Source organism: Victivallis sp. Marseille-Q1083 (genome assembly GCF_903645315.1).
Taxonomy (GTDB): Bacteria; Verrucomicrobiota; Lentisphaeria; order Victivallales; family Victivallaceae; genus UMGS1518.
In genome coordinates, this window is the sequence record NZ_CAHJXL010000002.1 from 602,032 (window position 1) to 621,063 (window position 19,032).

14 protein-coding genes are annotated in these 19,032 nt (G+C 57.5%); 10 read left to right on the forward strand and 4 right to left on the reverse strand.

Annotation, left to right across the window (positions count from 1 at the left end):
* Positions 1-44 precede the first annotated feature (44 nt).
* The 4 genes from HWX74_RS18530 (at position 45) to lpxB (ending at position 5,199) form a co-directional block, all read left to right on the forward strand.
* The gene (locus HWX74_RS18530) at positions 45-1,136 is read left to right on the forward strand and encodes an LptF/LptG family permease (protein WP_303048127.1); all 1,092 of its coding nucleotides are present in this window, start codon (positions 45-47) and stop codon (positions 1,134-1,136) included.
* 39 nt (positions 1,137-1,175) lie between these two features.
* Positions 1,176-3,029 carry a peptide-binding protein gene (locus HWX74_RS18535; protein ID WP_176015044.1) on the forward strand — a complete coding sequence of 618 codons (1,854 nt, stop codon included), beginning with the start codon at positions 1,176-1,178 and terminating at the stop codon, positions 3,027-3,029.
* Positions 3,030-3,207: 178 nt separating this feature from the next.
* On the forward strand, positions 3,208-4,020 hold the full coding sequence (gene dapB / locus HWX74_RS18540; protein ID WP_176015045.1) for a 4-hydroxy-tetrahydrodipicolinate reductase: 813 nt from the start codon (positions 3,208-3,210) through the stop codon (positions 4,018-4,020).
* A 6-nt stretch (positions 4,021-4,026) separates the two neighbouring features.
* Positions 4,027-5,199 (forward strand): lipid-A-disaccharide synthase, encoded by a 1,173-nt coding sequence (lpxB, locus tag HWX74_RS18545; RefSeq protein WP_176015046.1) that lies wholly within the window; start codon positions 4,027-4,029, stop codon positions 5,197-5,199.
* A gap of 6 nt (positions 5,200-5,205) precedes the next feature.
* Here the strand turns inward: lpxB and mtaB are convergent, their stop codons facing one another.
* From mtaB to HWX74_RS18565, 4 genes are all read right to left on the reverse strand, one after another.
* Positions 5,206-6,504 carry a tRNA (N(6)-L-threonylcarbamoyladenosine(37)-C(2))-methylthiotransferase MtaB gene (gene mtaB / locus HWX74_RS18550; protein ID WP_176015047.1) on the reverse strand — a complete coding sequence of 433 codons (1,299 nt, stop codon included), beginning with the start codon at positions 6,502-6,504 and terminating at the stop codon, positions 5,206-5,208.
* The gene (locus HWX74_RS18555) at positions 6,501-7,817 is read right to left on the reverse strand and encodes a hypothetical protein (protein WP_176015048.1); all 1,317 of its coding nucleotides are present in this window, start codon (positions 7,815-7,817) and stop codon (positions 6,501-6,503) included. The genes mtaB and HWX74_RS18555 overlap by 4 nt, the downstream gene beginning before the upstream one ends.
* The gene (locus HWX74_RS18560) at positions 7,814-9,094 is read right to left on the reverse strand and encodes a glutamate-5-semialdehyde dehydrogenase (RefSeq protein WP_217705028.1); all 1,281 of its coding nucleotides are present in this window, start codon (positions 9,092-9,094) and stop codon (positions 7,814-7,816) included. Before HWX74_RS18560 ends, HWX74_RS18555 begins: the two co-directional genes overlap by 4 nt.
* A 94-nt stretch (positions 9,095-9,188) precedes the next feature.
* Entirely contained in the window at positions 9,189-10,439 is a 1,251-nt protein-coding gene (locus tag HWX74_RS18565; RefSeq protein ID WP_176015049.1) for an NAD(P)/FAD-dependent oxidoreductase, read from the reverse strand.
* 149 nt (positions 10,440-10,588) lie between these two features.
* Between HWX74_RS18565 and folE the strand changes: the two genes are divergently transcribed.
* From folE to HWX74_RS18595, 6 genes are all read left to right on the forward strand, one after another.
* The gene (gene folE / locus HWX74_RS18570) at positions 10,589-11,131 is read left to right on the forward strand and encodes a GTP cyclohydrolase I FolE (RefSeq protein ID WP_176015310.1); all 543 of its coding nucleotides are present in this window, start codon (positions 10,589-10,591) and stop codon (positions 11,129-11,131) included.
* Between the two features lie 35 nt (positions 11,132-11,166).
* Entirely contained in the window at positions 11,167-11,610 is a 444-nt protein-coding gene (dtd, locus tag HWX74_RS18575; RefSeq protein ID WP_176015050.1) for a D-aminoacyl-tRNA deacylase, read from the forward strand.
* 37 nt (positions 11,611-11,647) lie between these two features.
* Positions 11,648-12,799, forward strand: a complete 1,152-nt coding sequence (gene dxr, locus HWX74_RS18580) for a 1-deoxy-D-xylulose-5-phosphate reductoisomerase (protein WP_176015051.1) — start codon at positions 11,648-11,650, stop codon at positions 12,797-12,799.
* Between the two features lie 48 nt (positions 12,800-12,847).
* Positions 12,848-14,590 (forward strand): site-2 protease family protein, encoded by a 1,743-nt coding sequence (locus HWX74_RS18585; RefSeq protein WP_176015052.1) that lies wholly within the window; start codon positions 12,848-12,850, stop codon positions 14,588-14,590.
* On the forward strand, positions 14,587-15,693 hold the full coding sequence (gene ispG, locus HWX74_RS18590; protein WP_176015053.1) for a flavodoxin-dependent (E)-4-hydroxy-3-methylbut-2-enyl-diphosphate synthase: 1,107 nt from the start codon (positions 14,587-14,589) through the stop codon (positions 15,691-15,693). The genes HWX74_RS18585 and ispG overlap by 4 nt, the downstream gene beginning before the upstream one ends.
* Positions 15,694-15,859: 166 nt before the next feature.
* Positions 15,860-18,970 (forward strand): DEAD/DEAH box helicase, encoded by a 3,111-nt coding sequence (locus tag HWX74_RS18595; RefSeq protein ID WP_176015054.1) that lies wholly within the window; start codon positions 15,860-15,862, stop codon positions 18,968-18,970.
* Positions 18,971-19,032: the final 62 nt, after the last annotated feature.

The following is a 19,032-nucleotide window of genomic DNA, read 5'->3' on the forward strand; positions in this document are numbered from 1 at the left end:
GTGTGATAACTGTGACAAACAATGGAAAGAACAGCTCAGTTTTCATGAAGACGCTTAATTTATATGTAACCCGCAGCTTCCTGGTGACATTTTGCATGTCGATCGGTATCCTGACTTTTGCGATGACCGGGGCCAGGCTGGTGGAAATCCTTGATCTGGTGGCGCAGGGCATTCCGGTTTCGGTCTTTTTCACCTTCGTCTGGTATACGCTGCCGATCGTCTTGACGTTCACCGTGCCGTGGGCGGCGCTGGTGGCGGTGATGCTGGTGTTCGGCCGGCTTTCCGCCGATTCGGAAATTACCGCGATGCGGGCCTGCGGTGTCTCGATTCTGCAAATCGTCTCGCCGATTTTGCTGATTACGTTTCTGCTGACGCTGGTATGCCTTTACCTGCAGATCGAAGTCGGACCGCCGATGCTCGGCCGGTCGCGGGAATTGACCAGCGACACGCTGATCGATCAGCCGATGGCGATGTTCAAGCCGGGCCAGCAGATTCGTTACAGCAACTACATCATTTACGTCGACAACAAAACGGCGGAAGACGAAGTGACCGGCATCCAGATCTATGTCGTCGACAATCCCGACGACAATGTGCCGCCGATCGATTATTCGGCGGCGCGGGCGAAATTGCTCGTCGACCGGGAGCGGGAGGTGATGACTGTCCGGATGTACGATTGCTTGTTGATGGACAAGAGCACGACGCCGGAAACCCGGATGAATTGCGAGACGATGGAATTCGAAGTCAATTACGGCAAAGAACGCAATTCCACCCGCATTCTGGTCCGGCCCAAGTATATGACGCTGAATGAACTGCTGGCCCGCATCAAGATTGAAAAACAGTACAATCGCGATGCCACGTCGATGGAGATCGAATTGAACCAGCGTATCGCTTTTGCGCTGTCGCCGATCGCTTTTCTGCTGCTCGGTCTGCCGCTGGCGATCCAGACTTCCCGCCGGGAGACGGCGGTCGGGCTGTTTCTCAGCGTGCTGCTCGCCGGTTTTTTCTTTTTTGCGATCATTCTGTTCGAATCGCTGGATTCCTATCCGAAGCTGTATCCGCAATACTTGCTGTGGGTGCCGAACCTGCTTTATCAATTCGGCGGCGCCTTTATGATTTACCGGATTTCCCAGCGTTAGCATATTGGAGAGGAAAATAATTTTGAGGAGGGTCGCGATATGAACGGAAACGGATATTTGAAACTGGTTCTGACGGTTTTGACGGTGGCGGTCATCGCCTTGGGCGTCATGCTGATCAATGCGGTCGACCGCATGCACGCCAGCCATCTGGCGGTGGTCGATAAACTGACCGAATTTCAGGAGTTGCTGCACAATACGCCGGGACCGGCCTGGGAAGCCAGGGAATTTCAGGTTGCGCCGGTCGAAGCGCCGATCGCCAACCGGGAATTTTACGATCCGAACGCCGTGCCGGGCGGCCGGCTGATTTCGGCGATTTCCGCCGAAACCGACAATCTGAATTATTTGATTTGCAATGAATCCAATGTCAGTATATTCAACGCGTTGTGCAATGATTCGCTCGGGGCCCGCAATTATGAGCATCCGGAGCAGTTTGAGCCGCTGCTGGCGGAATCCTGGACCGTGTCGGAAGACGGCAGGACGATCCACATTAAGTTGCGCAAGGGCATTCTCTGGCACGATTTCACCGATCCGGTCAGCGGCAAGCGCTGGAGCAATGTCGAAGTGACCGCCGACGACTTTCTGTTCTTTCTGGAAGTGCTGCGCAATCCCCAGGTCAATTGCGCTCCGCTGCGCGCTTATTTTCAGGATCTCGAATCCATCACGAAAATCAATGATTATGAGTTTGTCGTCAAGTGGAAGAATCAATACTTCCGGACTTTGGAATTGACACTCGGCCTGTCGCCGATGCCGCGCCATCTGTACCACGATTACGACGGCCCGTTCGACGGGGAAAAATTCAATCTGGATCATTTGCGCAACCGGATTATCGTCGGTTGCGGCCCGTATCGTTTCGTCCGCTGGGATAAAGATCAGCGGCTGCTGTTCACCCGTTTCGAGAAATATTTCGGCGCCCAATACGGCATTGCGCCGCCGTTGAAGGATTTGGCGTTCGAAGTCATCAAACATCCGAACACCCAGTATCAGTCATTGCTGGCCGGCTCACTGGATTGGCTGGGCCTGACGCCGGAACAGTGGACGAACCGGATCAGCGGCGACAAGCGGTTCGAGGAAGGCGGGGATTTGCGCAAAATCCAGTATCTGGCCCAGGCTTACAGTTATATCGGCTATAATTTGCGGAATCCGTTGTTTCAGGACAAGCGGGTGCGGCAGGCATTGACTTACCTGGTGGACCGCGAAAAAATCAAGAAAGACGTTTATCTCGATTTGGCGCAGATCATTTCCGGACCGTTTTTCTACGACAGCCCCTACAACGATCCGTCGATCAAGCCTTACCCGTTCGATGTCGAAAAAGCCAAAGCGCTGCTGAAAGCGGCCGGCTGGAGCGATACCGACGGCGATGGCATCCTGGACAAGGATGGCAGGAAGTTCGAATTTGCGATGATGCAGATTGCCGACCAGCCGATTCAGCAGCGGATGCTGCCGATCATCAAGGAAGATATGGCCAAAGCCGGCATCGACATGAAAATCAGTACGTTCGAGTGGTCGGTGTATCTGCAGAAACTCAACGAACGCAGTTATGACGCCTGCACATTGGCCTGGACGATGCCGTTCGAAGCGGACCCGTATCAGGTTTGGCACTCCTCCCAGGCGGATTTGCCGGACGGCAGCAATCATATCGGCTTTAAAAATCCCGAAGCGGACCGCTTGATCGAAGAAATCCGCCGCACCACCGATGTCGGGGTGCGGATTGAATTGTGCCATCAGTTTCAGGCGCTGCTGCACGAGGAACAGCCCTATACCTTTTTGTTTTCACCGTATGCGTTGCTGGCGGTTTCCGGCCGGTATGAGAACGTACGGGTTTTTGCCGACGGAGTGCCGAAGCTGATTTTGTGGGTGCCGAAGGACAAGCAATTGCGGATTCCGGGCCTTTGAAAATCGGGGAAACATACCGAAAACTAAATCAATATACATCCCTGCCGAGAGGAAGGAAGGCGGCGCTGGCGGCATGAAATTCCACGGAGCAGGGGCACCGGAAAGCGTCCGACGCTTGATCAAGGCTCATCGCGGAGCCGGGCAGGCCGCTTGCCGGCGAAATCAGGAGTGAATTTTTATGTTCAGAGTTGTCATTGTCGGAGCCGCCGGCCGGATGGGGCGGCGTTTGGTCGCCAACGTTTTGGACGCGGCTGATTGCGAGTTGGCGGGCGCAACCGAAATCGTCGGGTCGCCTTTTCTCGGCAGCGATGCCGGTGAACTGGCCGGTTGCGGGCATTGCGGGGTGGCCGTCGGCGATGATCTGGCGGCGGCGGTAAAAAATGCCGATGTCGTGATCAATTTCAGTACCGGCGGCGTTATCGAGGCAACCCGGACGGCGACGTCAGCCGGTTGTGCGGCGGTCATCGGTACGACCGCATTGGAAGACGGGGAGAAGCGGCAATTGCGGCAAATGGCCGATCAGGGGGCGCGGATTGTTTTTGCCCCCAATATGAGTGTGGGAGTCAACCTGCTTTTCCATTTATGCCGGGAAGTGGCCGGTATTCTGGGCGAAGATTACGACATTGAAGTGATCGAAATGCACCACAACCAGAAGAAGGATGCTCCCAGCGGGACGGCGGTTCGTTTGGCCGAAGTCATTTGCGAGGCGCATGATTGGGAATACGACGAAGTGGTGCGCAACGGGCGGGCCGGTCTGGTCGGGGCCCGTACCAGAAATGAAATCGGGATGCATGCACTGCGCGGCGGTGATGTCGTCGGCGACCATACGGTGATTTTCGCCACCGGCGGCGAACGGTTGGAATTGACCCACAAGGCGTCCAGCCGGGATACCTTCGCCCGGGGAGCGTTGCGGGCGGCCCGCTTTTTGATGACGGCCGAAGCCGGATTGTATGATATGCAGGATGTGCTGAATTTGCGGGAACGGAAATAGACGCCGATGAATGCCGTGAAATCCAGGCGGATCTGGATCTTTTCCGGGGAAGCCTCCGGGGATATCTACGGAGCCAGGCTGGCGACGGAGCTGCGCCGGCTCGGCACTTTGCGCGGTGAGACGATCGAGGTCGCCGGCATGGGCGGTCCGAAAATGCGGGCGGCCGGAGTGGAGATCGTCGTCGATTCCACCGAATTGGGGGTCGTCGGCATCGTTGAAGTGATCAAGCATCTTTTCACTTTCATCGGAATATTCCGGAAACTGGTCGGCCGTCTGGCCGAAGTCCGGCCGGATGCGATCGTTCTGATCGATTATCCGACCTTCAACATGATGATCGCCCGCCAGGCGCATAAACTGGGAATTCCGGTCATCTGGTATGTCAGTCCGCAGGTGTGGGTCTGGCACAGGAGCCGCATTTACAAGCTGGCCAAATATTGTCGGAAAATGATGGTCATTTTTCCGTTTGAAGTGGAAGTGTACCAACCGACGACGCTGGATACGGAATTCGTCGGCCATCCGTTGCTGGATATCGTCCGGGAAAGACACGATCCGGCGATTCAGCGCGACCCCGATCTGGTCGTGTTGCTGCCCGGCAGCCGGACGATGGAAGTGACCAGGGTGTTCAAGCCAATGCTGGAAACCGCCCTGGTTCTGCACCGGAAATATCCGGCGCTGCGGTTCGTCATGTCGGCGCCGCGGGAGAAGATGCTGAAATTGTGCGAACAGATTTACGCCGAGTTCCGGACCAGGCACCCGGAGGCCGATTTGCCGCTGCAACTGGTCTGCGGCGAGACCAGTTTCTATCAGCAGGCGGCCGGTACCGGCATTGCCGCTTCCGGGACGGTGACGGTGGAATCGGCGATTGCCGGATTGCCGCTGGTGGTTGTTTACCGCTTGAATATCATTACCTTATTGTTATTCTCACTGGTAGTCAAACTGTACCGCGGTTTTTTTACGATGACCAATATCATCGCCGACAAAGAAGTTTTCGAAGAATTTTTGCAGCATCACGTCTGCCCGGCCGAACTGGTGCCGGCTTTCGAGCGAATCATGCCGGGCGGCCCGCGGCGGGCGGAGGTGGAAGAAGGGATGGCGCAGGTCAAAGCGCTGTTGTCGCCGCCGGGCTGTGCTGCCGATACCCGGGCGGCCGAAGCGGTGTTGGAAACCCTGGAAAAATAACGGCGGTCAAGGTCGGCAGGGAATCCCCAGCAGGTTTTCACTGTCGCCGGCGATGGTCACCGGGACAATGCGCCGCAGTGGAACTGCGGCGGCATGGATTTGCAGATAATTGTCGCTCCAGCCCACCGCCAGTCCGTCGCGGTCCGTCCGTTCGAAAATGACCGGCAGGGTTTTGCCGAGCTGGCCGGCCGCAAATTCCCGTTTCTGGCGGTCGGTTATTTTTTTCAGATAGTCGTAACGTTCCTTGACTGCCGGGGAAGGCACTTGATCGGGCATGGTCGCCGCCGGAGTGCCCCGGCGCGGCGAATAACTGAAAATATGGGTGTTGGCGAACCGCAGTTGTTCGATCAGAGCGCAGCTTTCCAGAAAATATTTTTCCGTTTCTCCCGGAAAACCGACGATGACGTCAGTCCCGATATGGATATCCGGAAGCAATTGCCGGGCGCGTTGGACGAATTCGGCGTATTCTTCGGCCGTATAGTGACGGTTCATTGCCCGCAGAATAGCGTTGCTGCCATGCTGCAGCGACAAATGCAGAAAACGACAGAGGCGCGCTTGGCGGCTCATCGTTTCCAGCAGCGTCATATTGTCCGGATGCGGTTCGGTTGAACTCAGGCGAATCCGGAAATCCCCGGGCAGGGCGCAAAGTTCATCCAGCAATCGGCTCAGCGTTTTGCCGTGATCGCGGTAGGCGCAGACATTGACGCCGGTCAGAACGATTTCCGGAAAGTGCCGGTCGATCAACTGCCGGCATTCGGCCAGCACTTCCGCCGCATCCCGCGAACGTTCCGGACCGCGGGCATACGGCACGATGCAGTAGCTGCAGAAATTGTTGCAGCCTTCCTGGATTTTGACGAAAGCCCGGCTGCGGAACGGAAAACGTCCGGCGGCACGTTCCCGAAAAACCTCCGGCGGCTGGCCCAGGCTCAGCGCCATCCCGCTGTGAGTCGGTTGACCATTCAAATAATCCGTCACCAATTCGCTCAATCGGCGCTTTTCCGGATTGGTCAGGATGACATCGACGCAATTCTCCCGCTGCCAGCAATCGCGATCGATTTCCGCGCTGCAGCCGGTGACGATGATCAGCGCGCCGGGATGCTGCTTGCGGAATTTATGCGCCGCCTGCCGGCTCTTCTGCGCCGCCGTGCCGGTCACGGTGCAACTGTTGATGATCAGCAAATCGAGCTGGCCGGCCGAACCGGGTTCCATCAGGCTGTACCCCATCCGGTTCAGCCGGTCGCACAACAGGGCGCTGTCGGCTTGATTCAAACGGCAGCCCAGCGTAAAGACGGCAGCGGTTTTCATGGCTGGACCGACTCCGGCACGGCGGCCGCTTCGCCGGCTTTGAAAATCAGATAATGCCGGTACGGTTCGACCGTCATCAGCCAGACGACCATCAAACCGGCAAGGCCGAGGCCGAGGTAAAGGAAACGCCGTTCCACCTGTTTGAAGAATTTGCCGCCTTTGAAGGCGACGACCGTCAGGCAGGCCAGCAACAGCGATGGCGTCAGCAACGGCAAAGCGAAATCGGATTGGATCCGCTTCAAATACAGTTCAAAAAGCCATAAACCGGCCAGCGCCGCCGGCGCCGTCAGCCGGTAAAGCCACAATGCGATACTGCTCCATTGCCGGAAACGCGGCTGGAAATCCGGGTTGGCAAAGAGGGTTGCCGCCAGCAGGGAACCGGACAGTAAGACCATTAGCAAAGCCTCGGCGCGGCACGGCCAGACCAGCGGCCAGGCCAGCGGCCAGGCCAGCAAACTCAGCGTAAACCATTGGAAAGCGATTTTGACCAGCCGGGAAGCCGGGCGGTACGAGCGCCGGAAAAGCATCAGCAGCCAGAGAGCGACCGCAATCAAAACGGTCGGGAAGGCCGCGGCGATCCTCCACAGTTCAAGCGGAATGTCCAGTTGGTCAAAATCGAAACTCGACAATTGAGTGAGCCCCGGACTGGCGAATATCACCCGGCTCAACAGCAGAGCGGCGGCATAAAGCGCCAGGACAACTGCGGTCCGAGTGTGAAGGTTTCCGGCGAAAATAACGACGGTCAGCAGCAGCAATGCCGCCGGCGGCAGAAAATTGGGGAGGAACGGGTAACACAGCAGGGAAACGGGAACGAAAAAAGCAAACCGCTGTTTCGGCGAACGCGAGGTTGCCAGCATCGCATAGAGTAACGCGGTCAAAAACAGTGCGGCGAAAAAAATGTCATTGGGCTGGCGCAGCCAATCGATTGCCAGGCAATTGCCGAGCAACAACAGCACGCTGAAGATGCCGAAGCGCATGGCCAATCGTTCGCCGAGCAGATAGAGGAACAGCACCGTCAAAACGCCGGCCAGGATGGTCGGCAGCAACAGCAGCAGCAAATTGTCACTGCCGCCGAAGAGCCGGCTGATGCCCAGTTCGACCAGCAGGAAACTGTCGGCTTGGAATGTTTTATCATCCAGCACAATATTCCAGCCGTGCACTTCCGCCCGGTCGATCAGCCCGGGCAGCAGCGCATTGCCGCTCATCGCCGCGGTATAACGGTAACTGCCGGCGGCGGCGATCAACAAAGTCAGCAGCAGCAAGGCGCCGATCACTTTGCCGCGAAAATTGGCGACCGTGCTGGTATCGATCATTCGCGGATCTGCCCGTCGCCGCGCACCAGATATTTATAGGAGGTCAGCTCATTGACGCCCATCGGACCTCTGGCATGCAGTTTGTCGGTGCTGATGCCGATTTCGGCGCCCATGCCGAATTCGCCGCCGTCGGTAAAACGGGTCGAGGCGTTGTGATAAACCGTCGCCGAATCGACCATCGCCAGAAAATAATCGGCATTTTCCTGACGGTTCGTCAAGATGCCGTCGCTGTGCCTGGATCCGTAATGATTGATATGCTCCACCGCTTCTTTGACGCCATCGACAATTTTGACCGCCAGGATATAATCCAGATATTCGGCGAAATAGTCCGCTTCGGTCGCCGGCAGCGCCGTCGGCACCAGCTTTTGAAATTCCATGCCGCCGCGCAATTCGACGTGATGTTTTTTCATCGCTTTCAGAAACGGCGGTAAAAACTCCGGCGCTATCTGCCGGTCGATCAGCAGCGTTTCCAGCGCATTGCAGACACCGGGCCGCTGACATTTGGCATTTTCGATGATTTTGACCGCCATGTCGATGTCACAGTCCCGATCGACGAACAGGTGGCAGACGCCTTTATAATGTTTGATTACCGGAATGGTCGACTGCTCGACCACCGCCCGGATCAGCCCTTCGCCGCCGCGCGGAATGATCAGATCGAGGTATTGATCCATTTTCAACAGGAATTGTACGGCTTGGCGGTCGGTCCACGGCACCAGTTGTACCGCGCCGTCCGGCATGCCGCAGACGACACCGGCCCGGTTCATGATCTGGGCCAGCGTTTGGTTGGAATGAAACGCTTCCGAACCGCCGCGCAGGATGACCGCGTTGCCGGCTTTCAGGCAGATGCCGGCGGCATCGACCGTGACATTCGGGCGGGACTCGTAAATGATGCCGATGACGCCGATCGGCACGCTGACCTTGTCGATGCGCAGGCCGTTCGGCCGGTAGATGCTGGACAACACCTTGCCGACCGGGTCCTCCTGGGCGGCGACCTGCCGCAAACCGTCGGCCATGCCTTTGAGGCGTTTGTCGTCGAGCTGCAGGCGATCCAGCATCGCGGCCGACAGGCCGTTCTTGCGGCCGTTGGCCATATCCTTCTCGTTGGCGGCGAAAATATCGTTCCGGGCCGCTTCGATTTCGTCGGCCATATAGTTCAAGCAGCAAACTTTTGCCTGCGGCGGCATGACGGCCAAAGCGCGGGCGGCGGAGACCGCTTTTTCCCCCATCGCGGTCAAGGTGCTTTGTATTTGTTCCATCGTAACATTTCTGGCAGTCATATCCGGACTCCTCAATAAGTTTATATCCTAACAACCATATCTTGTATTGCTCTATAAAATAGTCCGTCAAAGCCGATTTGGCAACCGGCAATTCTCACAAGCCGCGGGCGGCGCAGCAAAAACCGGCCAGCGCGCCGGAACTGAACGCCCATTGCAAATTGTATCCGCCGCAGGGGCCGTCGACATCCAGCACTTCCCCGGCAAAATAAATACCGGGCTGCAGCCGGCTCTCCAGGGTTGCCGGATCGACTTTTTTCAAACTCACGCCGCCGTGCGTCACCATCGCCTTGTTCCAGCCGTCGGTCGCGGTGATTTCCATCGGCAGCGCGGTCAGCATTGCGGCCAGACGCCGCTGGCCTTCGGCGGTGAATTCGGCGGCTTTTCCGGAACCGTCCAGCCCGGCCAGGCGACACAGGTGATCGGCCAATTTCAACGGCAGTTGTTCCCCCAGCAGATTGCGGAGGAATTTTTTGCCCTGTTGCTGCCGCCAGAGTTGAAACTGCCGGAGCCATGCGTCCGTCCGGCGTTCCGCCAGCAGATTGATCTCCAGCGTCACCGCCGGCCGTTTCGCCAGCAGAGCGGCAATCCGGCCGGAAATGTCCAATACCGCCGGCCCGGAAACCCCATGATGAGTGAACAGCAGTTCGCCGCTGCCGGCAAGCTGCTGCCGCTGACCGCCGCGCACCGTGCAACTGCAGTCGGGTAAAACGATGCCGGCACAATCGCCGACCCAGGCCGCCGGCGTTCGCAGACCGACCATCGCCGGACAGGGAGTGACGATTTCATGACCGATTTGCTCGGCCAGCCGGTAACCGCCGCCGCGGCCGCCCAGCGCCGGATAACCGCAACCGCCGGTGGTGATGATCACCCGGCCGGCCCGGACGACCCGGCCGTCTCCGGTTTCGATGCCGTAGGCCTGGTCCTCCCTGACGATCCGTCCGGCGCTGCAGCCGGTGACCAGCCGGACGCCGCGCTGCCGGCACTCATTCTCCAACGCGCACAGCACGTCGCCGGCTCGCTCCGAAACCGGAAAAACATGAAATCCGTCCGTCGACCGGGTCGGTACGCCGCGGGCGGCAAACCAGCCGCGCAATGCTTCCGGCGGCAGAAAACGCAGCGCCGGCAGCAGAAAACGCCACTGCCGGCCGAAACGTTCCGCCAATGCCTCCGGCGGCAGCCGGTTGGTCAAATTGCATTTGCCCGCTCCGGTGGCCAGCAGTTTCCGGCCGATGGCCGGCAATTGCTCCAGTACGGTCACCCGGCCGTTTCCGGCCGCCTGGCAGGCCGCCATCAAACCGGCCGGCCCGGCGCCGATGATGACGATATCCGAACGATCATTTCCCATTGAACAGCTCCCTTCCGCATCGCTGATCCGGTAAATATAAATGGAATGCGCCATAAATCAATCTATATTTTTGACTCTGAATGAATGTGGAGTATATTTACCAATTGTTTTATATTTTTTAAGAAATCCAAGGTGAAGTTTCAAGTATGATGGAAGATGCAGTGCGGCAGATTTTGCAGGCGATCGGCGAAGACCCGGAACGGGAAGGATTGCTGGATACGCCGAAACGGGTCCGCAAAAGTTTTGAATATTTGATGGGCGGTTACCGTAAAAATCTTGCCGCCGTGATCAACGGTGCTTTGTTCGAAGCGGAATCGGACGATATGATCATCGTCCGGGATATTGAATTTTACAGCATGTGCGAGCATCATATGCTGCCGTTCTTCGGCAAGTGCCACGTCGGTTACATCCCGCAGAAAAAAATTCTCGGCGTCAGCAAAGTGGCGCGGATTGTCGATATGTTTTCCCGGCGACTGCAGATTCAGGAGCGTTTGACCAGGCAGATTGCCGAGGCAATCATGCAGACGGTGGACGCCGAAGGCGTCGGGGTGGTAATGGAGGCCAAACATCTGTGCATGCAGATGCGCGGGGTCGAAAAGCAGCATTCGATGATGACGACTTCGGCAATGCAGGGCTCGTTCCGGGCGGAAGGTCCGACCCGGGCGGAATTCCTGCGGTTGATCCGCGGTTGATCCGCGGTTGATCCGGCGGGGAGTTTGAAGCGGCGATGCGGGCATTGGTGCAGCGGGTTTCTTCCGGCGCGGTTTGCGTTGGAACGGAGCAGCTCGGCGCGATCGGAAAAGGTTTGGTCATTCTGCTGGGAGTGACGCATGCCGATACGGCTGCCGACGTCGATTTTCTGGCGGAGAAATGCGTCAATCTGCGGATTTTTGCCGACGAAGCCGGCAAAATGAACCGCTCCTTGGCCGACCTCGGCGGCGCGGCATTGATTGTTTCACAATTTACGTTGTACGCAGATTGTTCGCACGGCCGCCGTCCCGGCTTTGCCGAGGCGGCGCCGCCGGAACAGGCCGAACGATTGTACGATTTATTTGTCGATCGGGTGAAGCGCTCCGGCATCGGAGTCGCCACCGGGCGGTTCGGCGCCGAGATGCAATTGGAGATCCACAACGACGGGCCGGTGACTTTGCTGGTGGAATCCCGCAAATGAGCGAGCCGAAAACGGGGAACTTTTTAGAAAGCTGGAAATGAATAGGAAACGAGTGGTTGTCCTGGGCGCGACCGGTTCCATCGGGGAAAACGCCTTTCGCGTCCTGGAAAAATTTCCGGAGCGCTTCGATGTCGTCGGCCTGGTGGCCCGCAACAATATTGCCCGTCTGGCCCAGCAGGCGCGGGTGCTGCATTGCCGCCAGGTTGTCACCACCGACCCGGCCAAACGGGAAAGTTTGCAGAATCTGCTGCCGCACGGTTATTATGCCTTCGGCGGCGAATCGGCGGTAATCGATCTGGTCTGCAGTTCGGAGGTCGATGTCGTCTTGTGCGCCATCGTCGGCACCGGCGGCGTCCAACCGGTGCTGGCGGCGCTGCAGGCCGGCAAGACGGTGGCGCTGGCCAGCAAGGAAGTGCTGGTGATGGCCGGCGAACTGGTGATGAATTTGATCTACTCCGGCCACGGCCGGATTATCCCGGTCGACAGTGAACACAGCGCTATTTTTCAGTGTCTCTCCGGAAGATCGCCGGGCGAATTGGAACATATCATGTTGACGGCGTCCGGCGGCGCGTTCCGCGATGCCGGAATCGAAGAGATGCGCCGGGCGACGCCGGAGCGGGCATTGGCCCATCCGACCTGGTCGATGGGGCCCAAAGTGACCATCGATTCGGCGTCATTGATGAACAAGGCGCTGGAGATTGTCGAAGCCGGTTATCTGTTCGGCGTCGGACCGGAGAAAATCCGGGTGGTCATCCATCCGCAGTCGATCGTTCATTCGATGATCGAATTGAAGGACGGGTCGATTCTGGCGCAGTTGGCGCAAACCGATATGCGTTTCGCCATCCAGTATGCGTTGAGTTATCCGGAGCGCTTGAATGGCGAATTGCCGCGGCTGCAATTGAAGGATCTGTGCCGTTTGGAATTCCGGGAGCCGGACCGGCGGCGCTTCCCGTCCATCGGCTTTGCCGAGGAGGCTTTGCGGCGCGGCGGGACGATGCCGGCGGTGATGAATGCCGCCAATGAAGTGGCCGTCGCGGCGTTTTGCCAGGGCAGGCTGCGTTTCACCGACATCTGGACGGTGATCGAGCGGACCATGCGGGCGCACCGGGTCGAAGCGCAGCGCGATCTGGCGACGGTGCTGGCGGCCGACCGCTGGGCGAGGGAGTTCGCCGGCGCGGTGGAGTTGTAATTGAGAATCATTGTAAAATAAATAAATACTTGAGGAGGGCGGCAAACGATGCTGATGGAGCTGTTGAATTACCTGGAAGTCATCGGATTGATCATTCTGGTGATTTTCTTTGTTGGAATGTGCATTTTCGTGCACGAACTCGGCCATTTCCTGGCGGCAAAATTGTGCGGCATGCACATCGACGCATTTTCCATCGGCTTTAAAAAAGCCTGGGGCAAGACGGTGAACGGCATTGAATACCGGATCGGTTACCTGCCGTTCGGCGGCTACGTCGAACTGCCGCAGGTGGATTCTACCAGCAACACGCCGAAGACGGCCGACGGCCGGGAGCTGCCGCGCGCCAAACCCTGGCAGCGGATTGTCACCGCTTTCGCCGGGCCGTTGTTCAATATTATTTTCGGGCTGCTGCTCGGTTGCGTCATCTGGTGGGGCGGCATTCCCCAGGATACCCCCAACATGCGGCAAATCATCGTCCGGGAAATCGCTGAAAACAGTCCGGAATACCGGGCCGGGCTGCGGGTTGGCGATGCCATTGTGAAACTCAACGGTAAAGAATTTTTCTGTCCCTGGAATAAATTCGTCCAGGAAATCATGTTCAATTTCGAAAAGAGCGGTGTGACGCTGGATGTGGTACGGGACGGCAAGACTTTTCAGGTCAGCTACATGCCGGAAGCCAATACCAGCGAAGATCTGCCGGACGATTTGCGCCATGAAGGCATGGCGGTGCCTTTCTTCAAGCCGCTGGTGCCGATCGAACTGGACCCGGTCAAAAATTCCTCGGCGATGGCCGCCGGCGTGCGGCGCGGCGATATTTTACTGGAAATCAACGGCAAAGCGGTGAATTCTTTCGAGGAATTCCAGCAGGAGATCGACCGGCTCGGCCGCGAAAAAGCGCCGGTCCGGCTGAAACTCGAACGCGGCGGTAAAACGATTGAAAGCGGTGAGATCACTCCGGTGCTGCTCGGCAAGATCTATCAGATCGGCGCGTCGTTCACTTCGCAGGAAGACTGCAAAGTCGTAAAAGTGATCGAAGGTTCGCCGGCTTCGGTCGGCGGCCTGCAGGATGGCGATTTGATCCTGTCGATCAACGGCCAGCCGACCGCGACTTTTCCGCAATTCTATGAATTGCTGCAGAAGGATGGCGAAAATCCGCTCAAGGTGGCGGTCCGGCGCGGCGGGGAAACGGTGGATTTGGAAATCACCCCAGCGAAAAATGAATTTTATTCGCTGGAGTGCAGCGTGACGGTGATGAATTATCCGACGCCGTTTCAACAATTCCAGGATACGCTGGTCCTGAGTTACCGCTCTTTGAGCGGAATGATGATCTATATGGCCAACCATCTCGGCCTGACCGAAATGCGCAGCACGATCAAACCGAGCAATATGTCCGGTCCGCTCGGCATCGGCCAGACGTTGTTCGTCGTCTTTCGCGACGGCTCTTTCATGCTGGGGCTGTATTTCGTCGTCGTCGTCGCTTTTGCGCTGGCGATCTTCAACCTGCTGCCGCTGCCGGTGCTCGACGGCGGTCATATTTTCTTTGCCGTCATTGAATTGATCATCGGCCGGCCGTTGCCGGAAATCGTCATCAAAGTGCTGACTTATATTTTCATCACGCTGCTGTTGGGACTGATGGTCTTCGTCACCTGGGCCGACCTCGGCCGCCTGAAAAATCTGGTGGCGCCGGAACCGCCGGCGACGGAGGCCGCGCCGGAAAAAGTACCAGAGCCGGAAGACCAGGAAATGCCGTCGGAAGCGGTCTCGGCGGAAACGGTGGAAACCGCCGCACAATGAACGAAAAGACGGTGCGGCGTAAGACCAGGCAACTGTGGCTCGGTCGGATTCCGGTCGGCGGCGGCGCTCCGGTTTCCGTGCAGTCGATGACCAACACCGATACCGGGGATGCCGCCGCAACCCTTGCCCAGATCGCCCGGTTGGCGCAGGCGGGATGTGACATCGTCCGGGTGGCGGTGCCGGATGCGGCGGCCGCCCGGAGCCTGGCTGAAATCTGCGACGCCAGCCCGTTGCCGGTCATTGCCGATATTCATTTTGATTACCGGCTGGCTCTGCTGGCGATCGAACATCGGGTTGCCGGCGTGCGGCTCAATCCCGGAAACATCGGCGAAGCCGAAAAAGTCCGGCTGGTGGCGGAAAAAGCCGGCGAAGCCGGCATTCCGATCCGGGTCGGCGCCAATTCCGGCAGCCTCTCCGAAGCGGTCCGGCGCGAATTGATCGAACATGGCGTGAACGGCGAAGAACTGGTTGCCGAGACACTGGTGGCCAGCGCCCTGCGGGAATGTCGCCAACTCGAGCAATACGGCTTCCGGGCGATCAAGGTTTCGTTGAAAGCTTCGTCGGTGCCGGTGACGGTGGCCGCCTGCCGGAAATTCGCCGACCGCACCGATTATCCGCTGCACATCGGGGTGACCGAAGCCGGCACGCCGGGCAGGGGGATCATCAAATCGGCGGTCGGCATCGGGGCGTTGTTGCTCGACGGCATCGGCGATACGCTGCGGGTCAGCCTGACGGCCGATCCGGTGGAGGAAATCGCACCGGCGTTGCGAATCCTGGAGTGTTGCAATTTGCGCCGGAGCTGCCCGGACGTCATCTCCTGTCCGACCTGCGGACGGACGGCAATCGACCTGATCGGTCTGGTAACGCGGGTCGAAACCCTGCTGGACAACTGGCGGGCCGCCGGACGGCAATTGACGCTGCGCAAGCTGGCGGTGATGGGCTGTGTGGTCAACGGACCCGGCGAGGCGCGGGAAGCGGAGCTCGGCATCGCCGGCGGCAAGGGCAAGCTGGCGATTTTCCGGTCCGGCGAATTGCTGGGAACTTATTCGGAAGAAACAGGATGGAATGTTTTTCAGGAGGAATTGTCGAAATTTTGCCGTTGAAAACGAAAGAGAATTGAGGGCTGTGCCGCGGGAACCATATTTCTTTGGATAGAGCGGGGAAAAATCATTTTTTTATCGGCTGCTTATTGATTTATTGACAAATCATGCTAATTTGGGAACAGAGGAATTGCGTTCTATCTAATCTTAAAGTGAGGAGTAAGTGAAGATGGCACAGAGTTTTGAAGGAAAGTTGCTGGAGGCATCCAGCGCAGAAGTGCTCAAAGCGGCCAAACAGCTGCTGAAGAGTTCTCGTTTGGCTTGCGCTTATCGCGATGAAACCGGTTCGATCAATGCGGTGTTTCAGGAGGGCAATCATTATGCCCATACTGTCGTGCAGCTCGGCGAACCGCCGACTGCGGTTTGCAGTTGCGGCAATCATGGCGATTCGTTATGTGCGCATGCGGTAGCTTCAATTATGTATTGTGGCCGGTTTCGGTCGACAGAAATAGCCCCGATCAACGACGGAGTGGCGCGTTACGCGGGGATTAAGGATGAGAGTTTGGAATCTTTGGCCGGGCGGGGGACAGCGCCGGCGGAAGCGCAACTGTTCATTCAGGCGGAATCTGATTTCCCGCATGTGCCTAGCAAGTGGGAAAATGTCGCACTGACAGTTAAGTTGCGCGCCGGGAACCGCGACTATGTTGGCAACGTCAATAATCTGCGCCAGCTTTATTTCGATAAGGCATTGGCCATTACGTTGAAATTGAATCAGTTTTCTCTACAGGATCGGCAGATTATTCACTTTCTGGCGGTTAACGCCGAGGCGGAAAACTCCCAGTTGCTGCTGAATTCGGAAGTCACTGCCGAGTTTTTCCATTCCCTGATCGGTTTCGACCGGTTCAGCCGCAATGGCCGCCGTCTGATCGTCCACCGCGAACACGCCGAACCGGTGGTGTTGAAAAAGCGGATCGGCAATGAAGTGATGCTGTCGCCCGGTATCGTGGTGGGCGGAGCGCCGTTGTCGATTCATTCGGCGAAGGTTATCGTCGGCCGTTCCGGCTGCTGGATCGGCCGACAGGGGGAATACTGGTGGATGCCGGCGACGCTGGACATCGGCTGGCTGCGGAATTTTTTCCGTACCGGCGAGCAGAAACGCCAGTACAATGAATACCAGAAATTGATTGCCGACGGCGGTTTTCCGGTCCGTCTGCTCGATGTCGAATCGTTCGAGCCGGAAAAGAAGCCCTGTACGGTGCTGCTGTCCGGCAATTTGAGTCTGGAGAATGGTTTGCGGTTGAAAACCAATTATCTGTACGACAACGTCATCTATCCGGCCGATCACGGCCGCCTGTCTCGCGACGGCCGGAAATTCTGGCTGCGCGATGAGGAAATGGAACAGTCGTTCGCCAATGAACTGAAAATGTTCGGGTTTGCCGAACACGGGGCGGAATTGCAGCTGGATGACAGCGAAACCATCGGCGTTTTTCTCGATCAGGTTTTGCCGATGTGGCTGACCCAGCGGCCGAATTGCTGCCTGACGGCGGAACTGGCGCGGTTGTGCCGGGGCGGCAGCGGTCTGCCCGGGGCGATGATGCAGTGCACTTTGGCCAAAACGTTGTCGGACCGCTACGTGCTGAATTATCAGTTGGAGTGCTACGGGCAGGGGATCGGTTTTCAACAGGCGTTGAAAGCGGTCAAAAATCATCGCCGTTACCTGCAGCTGGCCAACAACCACATGGCGCTTCTCGATGAATCGTTCGGTAATTTTCTGCTGGCGGCGGAGAATGTCATCCAGAAAGTGGATGAAAAAAAGATGACTTTCGAACTGCCGCGCTGTGCAGTTCATTATTGGAAGCACATTGCCCGCAATACGCCGGAAGTCATTCCGGAGGAGTTCCAGCTTCTGGCCTCTCCCGGCGCTGCGGCGCCGCAGGAACTGCCGGACCCGCCGGCGGCGGAATTCAAAGGTGAATTGCGCGGTTACCAGCAGGAAGGCGTCAATTGGATGCGGCAACTGCTGGACAACAGTTTCAACGTCGTGCTGGCCGATGAGATGGGCCTGGGCAAGACGGTTCAACTGCTGGCATTGCTGGCCGGCCGCAAAACGAAAAAAGATGCGCCGATTCTGATCATCTGTCCGGCCAGCCTGGTTGAGAACTGGAAGCGGGAATGCGGGAAATTCGTTCCCGGTTTCCGGGTGGCGGTATTGAATTGCGGCGGCCGCGATGAAATCTGGCAGCATGCGATGGACTATGATCTGATCGTCGGCTCTTACTCGATTACCCGGTTGGACGCCGAGGCGCTGAAAAGCCTGAAATTCAGCTACCTGATCCTCGATGAAGCGCAGCATATCAAGAATCCCAATACCGCCAACGCGCAGAATTGCAAGGCGATCCGGGCCGACCACCGTCTGGTGTTGACCGGCACGCCGCTGGAAAACTCTTCGGAAGACCTGTGGAGTATTTTCGATTTTCTGCATCCGGGATTGCTCGGTTCGTTCAACAGTTTCAAGAAATATTACGGCAATCTGCGCGACAATCCGGCCTTGCAGCAGGATCTGGCGGCACGGGTTACGCCGTTCATCAAGCGGCGCACCAAAGCGCATGTTTGCCAGGAATTGCCGCCGAAGCAGGAATACACGCTGATGTGCGAGATGGAAGTTGAACAGCGCAGGCTGTATGACGAAATCCTTCGCCACGGCCGCGAGCAGCTCAAGGCGTTGCCGAAAAATGACAACCGGGCCAATTTCGAAATTTTGACGACGCTGTTGCGGCTGCGCCAGGTTTGCTGTCATCCGGATTTGCTGCCGGAGGCCGGCAAGAATGTCGTTTCGGCTAAATTTGAACTGCTCAAAGAATTGATCAACCAGCATATCGACAGCGGCAATAAGATGCTGTTATTCAGTCAGTTCACCAGCCTTCTGTCGTTGATCCGCGACTGGCTGGATGCCGAAGGAATCCGTTACGAATATCTCGATGGCGCTACCCGCAACCGGCAGCAACGGGTCGATTCGTTCAACAATACGCCGGAAATTCCGTTGTTTCTGCTCAGTTTGAAAGCCGGCGGCACCGGTTTGAATCTGACCAGCGCGGATACGGTGATTATCTTCGATCCCTGGTGGAATCCGGCGGTGGAGTTGCAGGCGGCCGACCGCACCCATCGCATTGGCCAAACCAAACCGGTTACCAGCATTAAACTGCTGGTCAAGGACTCGATCGAGGAAAAGATCCTGGCGTTGCAGGATAAGAAGCAGGAGATTTTTGACAATATCATCGAAAATCCGGCTGCGAACGCCGACAAGTTGTCGCTGGAAGAGTTGAAATTTCTGTTCCAATGAAAATTCTCTTGAAAAAGCAGCCGGACCAAGCAGCCGGCTGCTTTTTTTTTGTGCGCGCAGTT